The organism is Cytobacillus sp. FSL K6-0265, assembly GCF_038003465.1.
Lineage (GTDB): Bacteria > Bacillota > Bacilli > Bacillales > Cytobacillaceae > Cytobacillus > Cytobacillus stercorigallinarum.
Genome location: NZ_JBBOPE010000001.1, coordinates 1,442,253 through 1,456,313, shown reverse-complemented (window position 1 = coordinate 1,456,313; position 14,061 = coordinate 1,442,253). Strand labels below are relative to the sequence as shown.

The window sequence follows — 14,061 nt, the reverse complement described above, 5'->3', positions numbered from 1 at the left end:
GGTATATAAGGATTAAAAGATGCTCTTTTTACTGGATTCATGTATGATAGACGTAGACATTATTATGGAAAGGAGAGTTTAGATTGAAAGCGAAATCACTTTTTTTAGGTTTTGTCGTTGGCGGGGTAGCAGCTGCTGCAGCTACACTCTTTACTGCACCTGCTTCCGGTAAAGATACCCGAAAATATATTACTGTACAATCAAAATCAGCTTCTATTCAAATAAAAGAATTAGGTAAACAATTGACTGATATTAAGAATCAGATCGTCCATGTAGGTGAAGAAGGAAAAATAGCTCTTTCCACCTTAACCGAAGACGTATCATCTTCCATTAAACAATGGAAAAGTGAAATTCTTCCTCATCAACAAAACTTACAACAAGAAATCGCAAATATTGAAAAATCTATTGCTGAATTAGAACAAACATTAAAAGATGCCAAACCAATGAACAAAGAGTAATTCCCCTTCTATTTTACAATCCTTCTTTTTTCTATTTATTTTAGAAAAAAAGAAGGATTTCTTATTTTAAAAAAGAAATCTAATATATTATGTTATAAAAATGGTTTGCTTACGATTATGCCAAATGCTAACAGAAGTATTACTCTCTAAAAACAAGAAACAAAATCTAAAAATTATGCAAATTTATATCTTTATTAATTTTTGCTTTATTGGCATAATAAATATACAATAATAAAAAAGTAGGTGAAGCGAAATGTCAGAAACGAATTTCTCAATCAAGGAAGCCATGCTTTTCAGCCAAAGGGTTGCTCAATTGAGTAAAGCATTATGGAAATCTATTGAAAAAGACTGGCAACAATGGATTAAACCATATGACTTAAATATCAATGAACACCATATTTTATGGATTGCTTATCATTTAAATGGCGCATCCATATCTGATGTTGCGAAGTTTGGCGTAATGCATGTATCTACCGCATTTAATTTTTCTAAAAAGCTTGAAGAAAGAGGGTATCTTGAATTTTCAAAAAGAGAAAGTGATAAAAGGAACACTTACATTAAATTAACTGATAAAGGTGAAAGCGTTTTTCTAGAATTAATGGAAACATATCATCCAGATAAAAATTCTATTTATTCAGGAGCGATGCCTTTAAAAGAGTTATATGGAAAATTCCCAGAAATCATTGAAGTGATGGCCATTATCCGCAACATTTACGGAGATGATTTTATGGAAATATTCGAAAAGTCATTTTCTAATATTGATAACGAATTCGAGGAAAAAGATGGTAAACTATCAAAGAAAAAAGAATACACAAAAGAATTAGTTTAATCTTGTAAGATAAAAGCGGAATTATTAACAAACTTCTCCGCTTTTTTATTTTGGCATAAAAGGAAATTATTTATTGTTCATTGTGTAATAATAATGAAAACCCTTACATCTCTTCCCTTTGATGTTGAAATACACAAATCATTTTTTTATCGAAAAAATGGTATTGATTTTTCTTAAAGAGGAGAGTAAAGTAGTGTTTGAATTTAAAACATGAGCGCTGAACTGCGAGGGATTATTTTGTTTATGAGCTGTGTAAAGGAGATAAATGTTAACAAGCAGTATGGACAATTATGGTTAGACTTCATGTCTGCTATACTGGCATTTACTGTCTTTATTATCACCTATTTACCAATGAATTATTTGTTTCCTGATACAGTAATTAATACAGAAAGTTTAAGTATCTTTACCCTCATTCTAATTGGGTTGTATCCTATCCATAAATTAATTCATTATATTCCATTAATGCCGGTAAATAAAAATATAAAGAAATCATTGGAATTACGAGGAAAATGGGTACCTATGATCCAATTAAAAGTCAATGAACCCGTACCTAAATCTATGTATCTAACTGCTTTGATCGCACCAATTTTATTTATTAATATAACACTGTTTTTATTCATGTTATCATTTCAACAATATGGAGCGTTTTTCATTATTCTTTTATCTTTGCATATCGGATTATCATGCAGAGATCTAATCTATATAAAAATCGTAATGAATACACCAAAATATTCATATATTGAAGAGAATGAAGATGGACTCAATATATTAATACAAATCGAGGAAACTAGATAAAATCTATTCTTCCAACCTTTTATACTATCTTTTTATGATTATTTTTGATATTGTAAAACAATAGACTACGATTGACAAGGGGAGGGAATCATCGATGATCTCCATTTTCATTATTTTTGCTGTATTTATCCTATATAATATTAACAGACTTACTTTTTCCTTATGTTTACAAAAGGAAATTCCAGAGGAGAAACAACCTAAAGTATATCGAACAATTAATGTTTTAATTACGATATTGCTTATTTCTTCCTTTGTTGAAATTGCATTTACTTAAAATAAATGTAAAAAAAGCGGCCGATTTTCGCCGCTTTTTTCTCTGTATGGAAAAGCTTGAGGTATGAATTAGTAAACCCAAGAAGCTCCAATAATAACTAATAAAATGAAAAGGACAACGAGTAAAGCGAAACCTCCACCGTATCCAAATCCTCCACCGCCGTGTGACATGGATCTTCCTCCCTTCTATCGTACGTTATAAGGTCTTTTTTTATTGTCTTATAACGCTATTTTTTATAACCAAGCAGCACCTACGATGACTAATAGAATGAAAAGAACAACAATTAAAGCGAAGCCTCCGCCGTATCCAAATCCTCCACCCATGATAACACCTCCCTTATTAGGTTGTTACCACATACTATTCAAACACTCTGTCGTGCGAATAGGCGCGTATCTCGTCTTTTTATATTTTCTAAAAACTTCTCTGGACGAAATATCATTTTCAATTTCTTTATATCCTATGTTGTACTCTCCAGAATGGTTAGTCTAATACCCAAAATTTTCTTAAATAAACCTATTTTTGTAGTAAATATTTTTGTTAAGGAAATGATTTGTGTTATAGTATTTACTGTGTATATACAACAATAAACGTGGGAGTGTTCAACATGAAAAAATGGATTTTATCCCTTTCTGTTGCCACAGGTGTATTAGTTTTAAGCGCTTGTAGTTCAGGAGATTCTGAAGTAGTAGTCGAAACAGGAAACGGAAATATTACACAAGAAGACTTTTATCAAGCCTTGAAAGAGCAATATGGTGAACAAGTTCTGCAAGAACTCGTTTATGAGAAAGTCCTTTCTGAAAATTATGAGGTTTCCGAGGACGAACTTAATGAACAAGTAGATACAATGAAAGAACAATTAGGCTCTAACTTCCAATTAGCACTTGCCCAATACGGTATGGAAAGTGAAGAAGACCTAAAAGAAATGCTAAGAACAGGTCTAATGCAAGAAAAAGCGGCAATTAAAGATGTTGAAGCTACCGAAGAAGAAATGAAGGAATATTATGAGAATTATAAGCCAGAAATTCAAGCGCGTCATATTCTTGTAGCGGATAAAGAAACAGCTGAAGAAGCGAAAAAGAAATTAGATGATGGCGAAGACTTTTCTAAAGTGGCAGAAGAATATTCAACTGATACAGCATCTGCTGCCAATGGTGGCGATTTAGGTTGGTTTGGAGCTGGACAGATGGTTGCAGAATTTGAAGAAGCTGCCTATGCATTAAAAGTAGATGAAATTAGTGACCCTGTTGAATCACAACATGGTTTCCATATCATTCAAGTAACTGACAAAAAAGAAAAAGAATCATATGAAGATATGAAAGAAGAAATTGAATACCAAGTTAAAGTAGCGAAAGTCGATAGTACGATTATTCAAGACGCAATGCAAAGGGAATTAGAGAATTCAGGTGTGGAAGTAAAAGATAGTGATTTTAAAGAGTTATTCAAAGCACCTGAAGCAGAAACAGATGATTCCGAAGCAAAAGATGAAAAATAACACAAAAGACCTGGTTATTTGACATACCAGGTCTTTTCTTTGGTCTTAAAATCCATTAGAACATGCATATGTTTATTCTTTTTATATTTATAGTTCGATCTTTGTTAGCCTTGTCTTTCATATTGTTCTCGTTTTTCATCCCTTGCGGATTCTAGCCTTTGCATATAAACTTCACCTTCTTGCTCAATTTGAACATTTTCTGCCTTTCTTTCATCCCTACCTGTCTTAATCGCCATAAATGCGCTAATGAAAATACCGGCAATCACAAAGTATAGCCATATAGGTACCATTGGACTCCTCCTTACTCTCTTAGTAGAAAATATGTCTGCTTGTCCTAAAATATGCAAAAAAATTAAAAAAACTAGACTAAACAAACATACAATTTTGCTCACCTTACTCTCATTTCCATTGGCTTGATTAATACATATACAACCGAATATTTAAACTACAAAAAAAAGCAAGTTATGTGACATTCTTACACTTCACATACTTGCTATTTCTCATTTATTCATGAAAGGTCGGCTTATAAAATGCCCGATTATCTAACGCAAAGACTCTTTCAGTGTATTCACCTGGTTTGACTCTAGCTAATGACCGGTCAAGCATATTCATTTTCGCATCTAAATTATCAATATAATGAATGATTTCCGCTTCTTTAATTAAAGGCGGTTTCGGACTTCCCCATTCTGCCTTACCATGGTGAGACAGAACAATATGCTGTAAAATAACGACCTCTTCTCCTTGAATTGATAGCTCCTCAGCCGCTGTTTCAATCTCACTAACCATGATGGAAATATGACCGAGTAAGTTTCCCTTTACTGTATAAGTTGTGGATATAGGACCAGATAGCTCTGTTACTTTACCTAAATCATGGAGAATGATGCCCGCATATAATAAATCCTTATCCAAACTAGGGTAAAGATTTGCAATCGCTTTAGCAAGGTCTAACATTGAAACAACATGATAAGCTAATCCTGAGACAAATTCATGATGATTTTTAGTGGCTGCAGGATATTCCAGAAACTCAGCTTGATATTTCTTTAATAAATGTCTAGTGATTCTTTGGATATTAGGGTTTTTCATTTCAAAAATGTATTGTGTGACTTTCCCCATCATTTCTTCAGCGTCAATAGGAGCTGTCTCTAAAAAGTCCGCTAACTTTACCGTATCATTGTCGTTTGAAGGACGAATTTGTCTTATCCGCAGCTGCTGTCGTCCACGATAATTTAAGATATCTCCCGCCACTTTGACAATCGTTTCTGGCACATAATTATTTTCATCCTGTTCGGAAACATCCCAAAGTTTTGCTTCGATATCCCCGCTTTTATCTTGAAAAATAATAGTTAAAAAAGGTTTGCCGTTACTTGCCATCCCTTTTGTAGCATTTTTTATTAATAAGAACAATTCAACCTGTTCCCCAATATCATAATACGCGATCCCTTTGGTCATCGTTATACCTGCCTCCTCTACGTCTTACCTTTAAGTAAAAGTATACCATATCTCACTTACCGCCTTCATTTTTAAAAACTTGTTGCTGTTTGTAGTTCACTTAAATCAATTACTTCATCCCGGTTAAAGCTTTGCAACATCCCTTTATGGCAAGTAAAGAAAATAACCTGCTGTTCTTTACCTCTTAATACTCGCATCACTTCTTCCACCCTTTTATGATCAAAGTTCACAAATCCATCATCAATGATAAAAGGGAGCTGATAACGAGAGAACACAATTTCTGCCAAGCTCAATCGTAAACTAATATAAAGTTGCTCAGCGGTTGATTGACTTAATGATCTCGGCTCAAAAAACATCCCTTCCTTATGCTCTAATAATAATTGGTTTTTGTCACTATCATAAAGAATCCGCTTATATTGCCCTAAGGTTAAATCAGAAAAATACCCCTCAGCTTTTTTTAATATTTTTGGGAATTCTTCTTCTTTAAAGGTGTTCACCGTTTCAGATAACAAGCTTTTTGCGGTTGCATACACAGCCCATTCCTTAGCAAGCTCATTCCACTCGGCTTTTAATTGTTTGTATTTGTGCAATAAGTCAGCATAAATCCCGCCTTCTTCTAATTGTTTAATTTCATAAGAAAGATGATGTAATATTTCTTGTTGCTTAGTTATTTTTTCTTTCTTCGTATCAATGCTTATTTGGTATTCTTTTATTTGTTCTTCTGTCGGTCTTGATTCAACATATTTATTTAACTTCTCTTTAGATAAGTTTGTCATATTTAATTTTAATTTTTCCGTACGTAGCTCTTCTTTAATGGCTTGCTTTCTTTGAGCCGCCATCCCTTTTTCTTTAAAAGAAACGATTGAAGGCACATCTGCTTCTTTTAGTAACGATTGAATATCATTATCTCTATTTGCTATTTTCTCCTCTATAATTGTTATATCTGATTGAATCGATTCTTTTATTTCCTTATTTTTTTCAAAGTTTGCAAGTTTGTTTCTTTCTTTATCGATCACCTCTTTTAGCTGAATCACGCCATCAGCATATGAGCGTGGTTCTATAGTTAATAAGGAGAAATAATGAGTGAGTTTCTCCTCTATATTAATAATAGATTGGCTCAAGGTATCTAATTTCGTTTTCTTTACCTTCTTTTTTCTGATTGTGCTCTTCATCTCTTCAATCAATAAAAAGGCATCAAGTAATTGATTTTTCATAGTTGCTTTATTTAATTTATATGGCTCTGCTATGCGATCTATCTTACTATTTACTTCCCTCATCTCATCTTCCCACACTTCATATGCGGCAATGATTTTTTCATACTGACTATTAACATAATCTAATCGATGAGCGTATTCGGCAACTTCTGCTTCTTGTTGCTTATTTCTTTCAATTTGCTGCTTCCAATTATCTACCTGCTCTTTAGCAGCGATGGGCTCTTTCCTTTCTAATTCCACCTTCTGTTGACTTAAATAATCTAATTCTTCTTTTATTCCATCGGAATAGCCTGCCTTCTGTTTGAAAAATGAACTAATAAAGGTGAGACAAATCCCCCCAATCGCTAACGCTTGAGTAAGGAATGAATCTTCTAAAAACCCCCATAAACCGATGAAAATGAATAATAAGAATAGTGAACTCAGCTTCATATATTCTATTTTTTTGGATTTCTTATCCTTAGCTATTGCTTGTTTAAATTTCTCTGTGAGCAATTGTATTTTGACATCGATTTCATTTAATCTCTGATGATGACTTTCCTTTTGCTCAAATGTAGTGATTTTGTTAACAATGTTTGTTCTCTCTTCCTTTGATAGTAACTGCTTTCTTTTTTCATTTATTTTATTTTCTAAATTAGATAATTCAGTTCTTACAGTCTCCGACTCCTCATCCAACTGCACTTTTTTATCCGTCAACCTCGACTTCTTCTTCGTTACATTTGTGATAAGCTCTTTTTGAAACATACTCGTATCAAAAGATAAAATCTCTTCTTCTGATATGTGCATATGTAGCTTATCTGACATATGCTGCAATTCTTCTTCCAAAGCTTTTATTTCGAGTTGCAATTCTTTCTTCGTTTGTACTTGATTTTCTCTAACAGTATTCCGTTCGCAAACCGCTTCGATTTCCGCTCTATTTTCAAGTATTTCCTTCTGTAAGTCTGCATTTAGTAATTTTTTCTCAAGGTTATTTCTTTTCGTGATTAGTTCATTTCTTTGGTCTTCTAATACTTCCTTTTTCTGTTGAAGAGTATCTAATCGCTTTAACCCATCTATTGGAAAATCATCTACGTCTAATTGCCTTTCTTCAGTTAGTAAACTTAAATAATGAATATATACTTCCTCAACTGTTAACCACTTCTTTAAAGAACTGAGCAACTCTTCTAACTGTTCGACTTCTTCTTCAAGTTGTTCGTTGCTACTAATTAATTCTTCTTTTTTCTCTGTTCGTTCTTTATAAAGGCTATTCGTTTTTTCTGCTTTCTTTAGATCTTCATATGCTTTTTTTAGTTCTTTTAAACCGTTGTTTAAAACCGGCTTTGTTCCAGATGGCTTAAAGCGCAGATCTAGTTGCTTTTGCAAATATTGTTCCGCCTTTAAGATGCCATCTGTACCAACTACTGCAGAAGAAAATAAAAAATGCCCTAAATCTTCTTTACTAAAAGATTGCACATTTTGAATATCAAACAGATCAAAAGAAAAGATCGCTCGGTATAATGATTGATCCATTCCTTGAAGCAATTCCTCTAATAAAGCGTAACCTCCGCTTCTTCCAGAACTGAGCACGACATTCACTTCATCAGGCGTTCTTTCCTTTACTCTCTCAATCGTGGCTTCTTGACCATCTGGTAAAGTGACAATCAGTTTGCCACCATATTGACTACTATTCTTAGGTTTATAATTTCTTTCATTTCCTTTTTTAGAAGGAAAACCAAATAACATACTATGAATAAAAGACATTAGTGTTGATTTACCCGCTTCGTTTTGCCCGTAAAAACAATGAAAATCGTTTAACTTTTCAATTTTGATATTTTCCCATTTTCCGTACCCATAGATCTCCATCCCTTTAAGCTTCATTCATTCACCCCCTCCACTAATAGTTCAAGTAACAATTGTTTTGCATCTGCAACAATTTCATTCTGATCTGTTGCTGATAATTCATCGATCCATCGACTTGCTTGCTTATGTCTATACAATGGGGATAATGCTTTCAGTACTATTTCTTCATTTGCAAGATCGAACATTTCTTTATAAAAAGGTGACTGATTTCGTAAACTTTCCTCATCCCACACTAACTCCTTTTTCACTTTTAACTCATTTACCCAAACGAAGGATTGGTGCATTCGTTCCGTTTCTTGGAGAAATTCTATTAATTCACCTGACCGAATGGCCTTTTCTTCCATTTCACTCATAGTTAAGTGTTGTAATTCTAATTTAAGTATAATGGCTTTGCCTTCTCTTCTTTTTGATTCTAACAATTTGGTACAATTTGATAATAAAACCTCGAAAGAATTGAATGGACGACAATCAAGGATCACTTCCTCCCAAATCACGTCATTTGTCTCAATAAATTGCTTTTCGCAAATATGCTCCTGTAATTCGATTAAATAACAACCTTTTATACCTGTTTCCTTTTTATGTCGTCCTTGTATATTCCCTGGGTAAATAATTGGTGGTACTGTATTGATTTCTGCTCTTTTATGTATGTGACCAAGGGCCCAATAATCAAATTGTTTTTCTATTAAGTCAGAAATGGTAAACGGTGCATAGTTGCCATGTTCTGTTAACCCCTCCAAGTTCCCATGTAAAATGCCAATATGATAACCAGCTGCTTCTTCTTTTTGATAAAGCCGAACGATTCTTTCATGGACATGTCGTTCTGGATAACTAAAGCCATAAAGATGAATAATCGTATCCTTTTTTTGAAATCTAGTTACTTCTGGTGTTTCGCCAAACATAAATACATTCTCTGGCATCGTTAATTTAATCCACTCTCCACCTAGATGATCATGGTTACCATGTACGATAAATGCACGAATTCCAGCCTTATGTAACCGTAACATTTGTTCTCGCAAGATGTTTTGTGCCTTTATACTCCGATCACTTGCATCGTATAAATCTCCCGCTATAATCACAAAATCAACTTTCTCACTTATTGCAACATCAATAAGCTTCATAAATGAACGGAATGTACTTTCCTTTAACCGCTCAAATATGAAGTCAGGTAAATCTTTTAATCCAACCATTGGGCTGTCTAAATGTAAATCTGCAGCATGAATAAATTTGATAGGCTCCATTTTGATCCCTCTTACATTTTTCTTTTATTTTAACGCAAAACAAATACGAATGCACGTTCTTACCAATCGATGGGTAAAATTCAAAATACGCACAAGGAACAGACGAATGAGCGCAATCTCTTGTTTACTCATTTATAAATTGCTATATAGTAACTTAATGCTTAAATAAAAATATTCGGCTCTTAATTACATAAGAAAAACTGCACCTCCAGTTGTTAAATTGTGTCTAACAATTGGGGTGCAGTTCAATCTCCTGGTTTATGTTTAGATACTTCCTCTAATTGCTTTAAACAACTTATTTTTGCCGTTGCCAATAGTAAATGGCGAGTTGTGTACGATCGCGCAGCTCCAATTTATCAAGGACAATCGAAAGAACATTACGCACGGTCCCTTCACTTAAATAAAGCTGCTTCGCTATTTCTTTATTTGATAACCCTTCCACCACAAGTTCCATCACGTCTTTTTCCCGTTCGGTTAACTCCAAGAACTCAGCCGACTGATTTTGATGTACAAGTTTATCAAGCACTTCCGGAGTAAGGACCATCGAATTGGATTCGATTGCACGGATTTGTTTGGCCATATCTTTGATCGCACTAGATTTTATGATGTAGCCCTCAGCACCTGCTTTTAAAGCCAGTCGAATATTCATTTTATCTTGAAAGGTTGTCAGCATCATTATTTTAATATGTGGCCAGTTTCTTTTTATCATCTTTGTACTTTCAATTCCATTCAATACTGGCATTTGAATATCCATTAGAATAAGGTCTGGTTGAATTTTCTCACAAAAAGAAATCGCTTCACGTCCATTTTCAACCACACCAACAACTGTAATATCTTCCTCTTTATCGAGAAGTAATTGTAAGCTCTGACAGATTAAGCAATCATCATCCACAATTAATATATCCATAGCTACTCCCTCCTTCTCTGTAAAGGTAAGACACATACAAGCAAATACCCATTTTGACGATCAATTGTTAAGCTTCCTTTTAACGTTCTTGCCCTTAATTGTAAACTTCTTATTCCACTGCCATTCACTGATTTTTTTGTAACGGTGCCGTTATCATGAATTTTTAACCTTACAAGTGTTTCAGTAACATCAAGTTCAACTTCCGTTTTCGTCGCATTACTATATTTACTTACATTTGTAATAGCTTCCTTAAGACAGGCTTCCAACATCATCCAAGATTGCGACGATACATTATCAACATTTCCATTATATTTAAATTCTACAAACAATGGCTCTGCATCTGCTACGATTCTTTGCAACCTCTCTACACCTATATAAGTAACAGGTGTAAGATTATGCACTGTATTTCTTAATCTCGTAGTACTCCTCGAAAGCCTGATTTTCACCTGTTCCAGGAGGCCGTGTGCTTGTTTTTCATTATCTACTTGTTCATATGCTTGAATAGCTAGAAGTGCACCTGTTAAATCATGTCCTAGGTGGTCATGGAGTTCTCTTGAAATCCGATTTCTTTCCTTCAGTTCCGCTGCCTTTTCCACCTCAAAATAAGCGTCTAAAAGCTCCATTTTGATCCGTTCAAGCTCATACTTTTCCTTTCTTTCCATGTCTAATGTCTTTTCTAGTTGCTTACGTTCTTTCATTGAATGATAAGTGAAGTTTCCCACTATTACTGTGAGAAAACTATACCAAATCAAAGTGAGATCAAGGGGATGAGAAACAATCATTAAAATCGTTATTGGGAAAAACAACCACCATTTCCCCACTATTGCTGCTTCGAAAATAGCAATGGCTAAACCGTATAAGGCAAACGGAAAGTACGGAATAAAAGCTATACAGAGGATTAATTCAATAAGAAAACTCCATTTAGTTATGGAAAACCTTATACGTATGCTCATAACTATTAGCAAAAGCAGGATAAAAACAATTCCCTCAAAGTCAGTAGTACTTAGGAGCCAAAGATGTGCTAAGATAAGTAATTGTGCTATTCGCCAAAATATCACAAATCTAAAATATCGCTCGTACACTCTCATATGCACATCTCTCCTCACCTATCAATGCAATTTTTTCACACTTCCAATTATTAAAAATAAAAACATATATAAAATAAGCATTCCATTCACAAGCAGAAACTCCTTCACTTCGCCACCAAAAATAATCCAATCTATTCCCCAAGCTAGCCAAAAAGTCGGCAATGTAATCGCTACTTTTTGTAAAACTTCTGGTAATAATTCAATGGGAATCAAGACCCCACCGATTAAAGCAATTACACTGATCATCGACATAAAAATTAACATGGATATTTCTTTATTACGAAAAAAAGAAATCCACATTAGCGCAAAAGCAATCGATGCCATACTAAATGTCAAAAATAAAATGAGCAACCAAAAAGGCTGATAAAGTTCTTTCCCAAAAAATACGCCACCATAGACTAAAATAAGACATTGTAAGACTAAAATTAGAAAATAGGCTAGCAAATTTTGTGCTAGATAACTAAAATGACTGATGGGGGCAATTGATAACTTTTTGGCAATTCCTCTCATCCTATCTTCTAAAATTAATCCGGAGAGCTTCAAACTAATAAATAAAATAAAAATACCAAAATATTGATATCCGTATGGAAGATGTGGCCAATATTCGCCTGATGGTAGAAAGATCGCAACAACTGGGAAGAGAAATAGAATCAGCAAACTTGTTTTATTCGCTATACTTCTCTTCAGTACATAATGAAAAACAGTCATTTAAATCTTCCTCCTACCTAGGACATACACGATTATAAAAGTAATGACAATTCCGATTCCTAATCGAAACATATAAATATAAGCATCAGAAAACAAATTACTTTGCGCATAGCTAATGGCATTAGCAGCTAACAATAATGGATTAAGGTACTCATTAATGAATGTAATAACCGGATAATCAGGAATTGGAAAAAACAACCCTGCCAGCACGACGCAACCAATTCCATACACATCACTTAAACGTTCTGCTAATTTAATATTTTTCACAGAAAAAATAAGAATTAAACTTACAAGGCTTGATAGTACTGCCAATAAGGCAATGATATACATGACCCAGAACACATTCCCCCACTCTACATTTAACCCCACTCCTGTAAATAGCACTAACAAAAAGCCTAGAAAAATGGAGAAAAACATGCCACATAAGGAGATTGAGAGAGCATAAAGTGGTAGACTCATCGGTGCCACCAATATACGTTGCCGCCTTGCTGAAAATAAATCATCTTGAATATAGGCAATCACGATTGAACCGCCGAACAATTGAAACACGAGTGTCATTAACTGTGCTGTATCATAGAACGCCAGATCACCGTATTGATTTTTCATATCACCTAATACGAAATAAAAAATGGTAATAAGTATAATCGGAACAACTAAGAGCAACAGTAGCGTAATATAATCTCGGCTCATTCGAATCAATGTATAAGGAATTGTTCGTAAGACACGCATCATACACTGCCTCCATCCCTCAAAGTTCTTCCGGTCAAAGTTAAAAAAACATCCTCTAAATTCGGTTTTTCTACATTAATGCCGACAACGCCAGAGTCTTCTTTTATAATCGTTAAAATACGATCAAGATGTCCGGAATTGGCCGAAGTTACAATCAAAATTTGATTCCCATCTTTGATCACTTGTTTTACATCTGGCAGCGCTTGAATATTCGCTAAAGAGACCTCTTCAGGATGACTAACTTCTACCTTAATTTTCTCTTCATGCTGAATGTTTTGAATCAACTCTTGAACGGTTCCTTTTGTAATGATTTGCCCTTTATCTAATATCACGACCTCTGATGCAATCGCTTCAACCTCTTCCATATAATGCGTTGTATATAGAATGGTCGTTCCTTTACTTTGTAATTGCTTTACAGCCTGCAAAATATGGTTTCGAGATTGCGTGTCAATGCCTACGGTCGGCTCATCCATAATTAATAACTTAGGATTATGAACAAGGGAACATGCGATATTCAGTCGCCTTTGCATTCCCCCAGAAAAATTTTGTGCCTTTCCCTTTGTTTGCTCCGCTAATCCAACAAACGCTAATGCTTCTGCGACCCTTCTTTTTCTTTCCTCCCCCTTTAAGCCGTAAACCCCGGCAAAAAAGTTCGCATTCTCCTTTGCTGTCAATTCTGGAAAAATTGATATTTCCTGCGTAACTAAACCAATTTTCTCTTTATTTTTATTTTGAAATGGTTTCTTTCCATCCCCAAATAACGTAACATTCCCTTGATTAACTGTCTCCATTCCTGTGAGACATCTAATTAAGGTTGATTTCCCCGCTCCATTAGGACCAAGTAAACCAATAATTTGGCCCTCATTTATTTCTAAATCAATGTAATCCAACACGAGTTTCGAATCATAACGTTTCACAATCCCATTTAGTGAGGCTATCATCCTCTCACACCCTTTCACCTTTGTTAGTGTAAGTATGTCAAGAAAGGCCAAAGGCAAATAGTTACATTTGTCATTGATTTATTTTACTTCTGCCACTTTTCAA

General features: G+C 34.3%; 16 protein-coding genes. 5 read left to right on the top strand and 11 right to left on the bottom strand.

Going from position 1 to position 14,061, the window contains the following annotated elements; genetic code table 11:
• The first annotated feature begins 83 nt into the window (after positions 1–83).
• From MHH73_RS07540 to MHH73_RS07525, 4 genes are all read left to right on the top strand, one after another.
• Entirely contained in the window at positions 84–458 is a 375-nt protein-coding gene (locus MHH73_RS07540) for a YtxH domain-containing protein (protein WP_191814724.1), read from the top strand.
• Between the two features lie 253 nt (positions 459–711).
• Positions 712–1,287, top strand: a complete 576-nt coding sequence (locus MHH73_RS07535) for an HTH-type transcriptional regulator Hpr (protein ID WP_191814722.1) — start codon at positions 712–714, stop codon at positions 1,285–1,287.
• A 243-nt stretch (positions 1,288–1,530) separates the two neighbouring features.
• A complete protein-coding gene (locus MHH73_RS07530) occupies positions 1,531–2,082 on the top strand; it encodes a metalloprotease family protein (protein ID WP_191814720.1) in 552 nt (183 codons plus the stop codon).
• A 94-nt stretch (positions 2,083–2,176) separates the two neighbouring features.
• Positions 2,177–2,356, top strand: a complete 180-nt coding sequence (locus MHH73_RS07525; protein WP_095369911.1) for a hypothetical protein — start codon at positions 2,177–2,179, stop codon at positions 2,354–2,356.
• Positions 2,357–2,424: 68 nt separating this feature from the next.
• On the opposite strand, the gene MHH73_RS07520 is transcribed toward MHH73_RS07525, so the two are convergent.
• Both MHH73_RS07520 and MHH73_RS07515 read right to left on the bottom strand, forming a co-directional pair.
• Positions 2,425–2,526, bottom strand: a complete 102-nt coding sequence (locus tag MHH73_RS07520; RefSeq protein ID WP_191814718.1) for a YjcZ family sporulation protein — start codon at positions 2,524–2,526, stop codon at positions 2,425–2,427.
• A 63-nt stretch (positions 2,527–2,589) separates the two neighbouring features.
• Entirely contained in the window at positions 2,590–2,679 is a 90-nt protein-coding gene (locus MHH73_RS07515; RefSeq protein WP_095369913.1) for a YjcZ family sporulation protein, read from the bottom strand.
• 281 nt (positions 2,680–2,960) lie between these two features.
• Between MHH73_RS07515 and MHH73_RS07510 the strand changes: the two genes are divergently transcribed.
• Positions 2,961–3,848 (top strand): peptidylprolyl isomerase, encoded by an 888-nt coding sequence (locus MHH73_RS07510; protein WP_191814716.1) that lies wholly within the window; start codon positions 2,961–2,963, stop codon positions 3,846–3,848.
• Positions 3,849–3,952: 104 nt separating this feature from the next.
• Here MHH73_RS07510 and MHH73_RS07505 read toward each other — a convergent pair whose 3' ends face one another.
• From MHH73_RS07505 to MHH73_RS07465, 9 genes are all read right to left on the bottom strand, one after another.
• Entirely contained in the window at positions 3,953–4,138 is a 186-nt protein-coding gene (locus MHH73_RS07505; protein WP_191814713.1) for a sporulation YhaL family protein, read from the bottom strand.
• Positions 4,139–4,352: 214 nt separating this feature from the next.
• Positions 4,353–5,297, bottom strand: coding sequence for a 3'-5' exoribonuclease YhaM (gene yhaM, locus MHH73_RS07500; protein WP_191814712.1), 945 nt, complete (start codon positions 5,295–5,297; stop codon positions 4,353–4,355).
• Between the two features lie 71 nt (positions 5,298–5,368).
• On the bottom strand, positions 5,369–8,365 hold the full coding sequence (locus MHH73_RS07495; RefSeq protein WP_191814710.1) for an ATP-binding protein: 2,997 nt from the start codon (positions 8,363–8,365) through the stop codon (positions 5,369–5,371).
• Positions 8,362–9,585 (bottom strand): metallophosphoesterase family protein, encoded by a 1,224-nt coding sequence (locus MHH73_RS07490; RefSeq protein ID WP_191814708.1) that lies wholly within the window; start codon positions 9,583–9,585, stop codon positions 8,362–8,364. The genes MHH73_RS07495 and MHH73_RS07490 overlap by 4 nt, the downstream gene beginning before the upstream one ends.
• 295 nt (positions 9,586–9,880) lie before the next feature.
• Entirely contained in the window at positions 9,881–10,492 is a 612-nt protein-coding gene (locus MHH73_RS07485) for a response regulator transcription factor (protein ID WP_191814706.1), read from the bottom strand.
• Between the two features lie 2 nt (positions 10,493–10,494).
• Complete coding sequence (locus MHH73_RS07480) at positions 10,495–11,580, bottom strand: histidine kinase (RefSeq protein ID WP_191814704.1); 1,086 nt, start codon at positions 11,578–11,580, stop codon at positions 10,495–10,497.
• Positions 11,581–11,601: 21 nt separating this feature from the next.
• Positions 11,602–12,288, bottom strand: coding sequence for an ABC transporter permease (locus MHH73_RS07475; protein ID WP_191814702.1), 687 nt, complete (start codon positions 12,286–12,288; stop codon positions 11,602–11,604).
• Positions 12,289–13,020, bottom strand: coding sequence for an ABC transporter permease (locus MHH73_RS07470; protein WP_225230630.1), 732 nt, complete (start codon positions 13,018–13,020; stop codon positions 12,289–12,291).
• Positions 13,017–13,958 (bottom strand): ABC transporter ATP-binding protein, encoded by a 942-nt coding sequence (locus MHH73_RS07465; protein WP_191814700.1) that lies wholly within the window; start codon positions 13,956–13,958, stop codon positions 13,017–13,019. Before MHH73_RS07465 ends, MHH73_RS07470 begins: the two co-directional genes overlap by 4 nt.
• Between the last annotated feature and the right edge of the window lie 103 nt (positions 13,959–14,061).

Excerpts from the sequence above, each read along its gene's own strand:
- MHH73_RS07520 (WP_191814718.1), bottom strand. The coding sequence starts at position 2,526 with ATGTCACACGGCGGTGGAGGATTTGGATACGGTGGAGGTTTCGCTTTA.
- MHH73_RS07535 (WP_191814722.1), top strand. The coding sequence starts at position 712 with ATGTCAGAAACGAATTTCTCAATCAAGGAAGCCATGCTTTTCAGCCAA.
- MHH73_RS07515 (WP_095369913.1), bottom strand. The coding sequence starts at position 2,679 with ATGGGTGGAGGATTTGGATACGGCGGAGGCTTCGCTTTAATTGTTGTT.
- MHH73_RS07490 (WP_191814708.1), bottom strand. The coding sequence starts at position 9,585 with ATGGAGCCTATCAAATTTATTCATGCTGCAGATTTACATTTAGACAGC.
- MHH73_RS07495 (WP_191814710.1), bottom strand. The coding sequence starts at position 8,365 with ATGAAGCTTAAAGGGATGGAGATCTATGGGTACGGAAAATGGGAAAAT.
- MHH73_RS07505 (WP_191814713.1), bottom strand. The coding sequence starts at position 4,138 with ATGGTACCTATATGGCTATACTTTGTGATTGCCGGTATTTTCATTAGC.
- MHH73_RS07475 (WP_191814702.1), bottom strand. The coding sequence starts at position 12,288 with ATGACTGTTTTTCATTATGTACTGAAGAGAAGTATAGCGAATAAAACA.
- MHH73_RS07525 (WP_095369911.1), top strand. The coding sequence starts at position 2,177 with ATGATCTCCATTTTCATTATTTTTGCTGTATTTATCCTATATAATATT.
- MHH73_RS07530 (WP_191814720.1), top strand. The coding sequence starts at position 1,531 with ATGAGCTGTGTAAAGGAGATAAATGTTAACAAGCAGTATGGACAATTA.
- yhaM (WP_191814712.1), bottom strand. The coding sequence starts at position 5,297 with ATGACCAAAGGGATCGCGTATTATGATATTGGGGAACAGGTTGAATTG.
- MHH73_RS07480 (WP_191814704.1), bottom strand. The coding sequence starts at position 11,580 with ATGAGAGTGTACGAGCGATATTTTAGATTTGTGATATTTTGGCGAATA.
- MHH73_RS07510 (WP_191814716.1), top strand. The coding sequence starts at position 2,961 with ATGAAAAAATGGATTTTATCCCTTTCTGTTGCCACAGGTGTATTAGTT.
- MHH73_RS07470 (WP_225230630.1), bottom strand. The coding sequence starts at position 13,020 with ATGATGCGTGTCTTACGAACAATTCCTTATACATTGATTCGAATGAGC.
- MHH73_RS07485 (WP_191814706.1), bottom strand. The coding sequence starts at position 10,492 with ATGGATATATTAATTGTGGATGATGATTGCTTAATCTGTCAGAGCTTA.
- MHH73_RS07465 (WP_191814700.1), bottom strand. The coding sequence starts at position 13,958 with ATGATAGCCTCACTAAATGGGATTGTGAAACGTTATGATTCGAAACTC.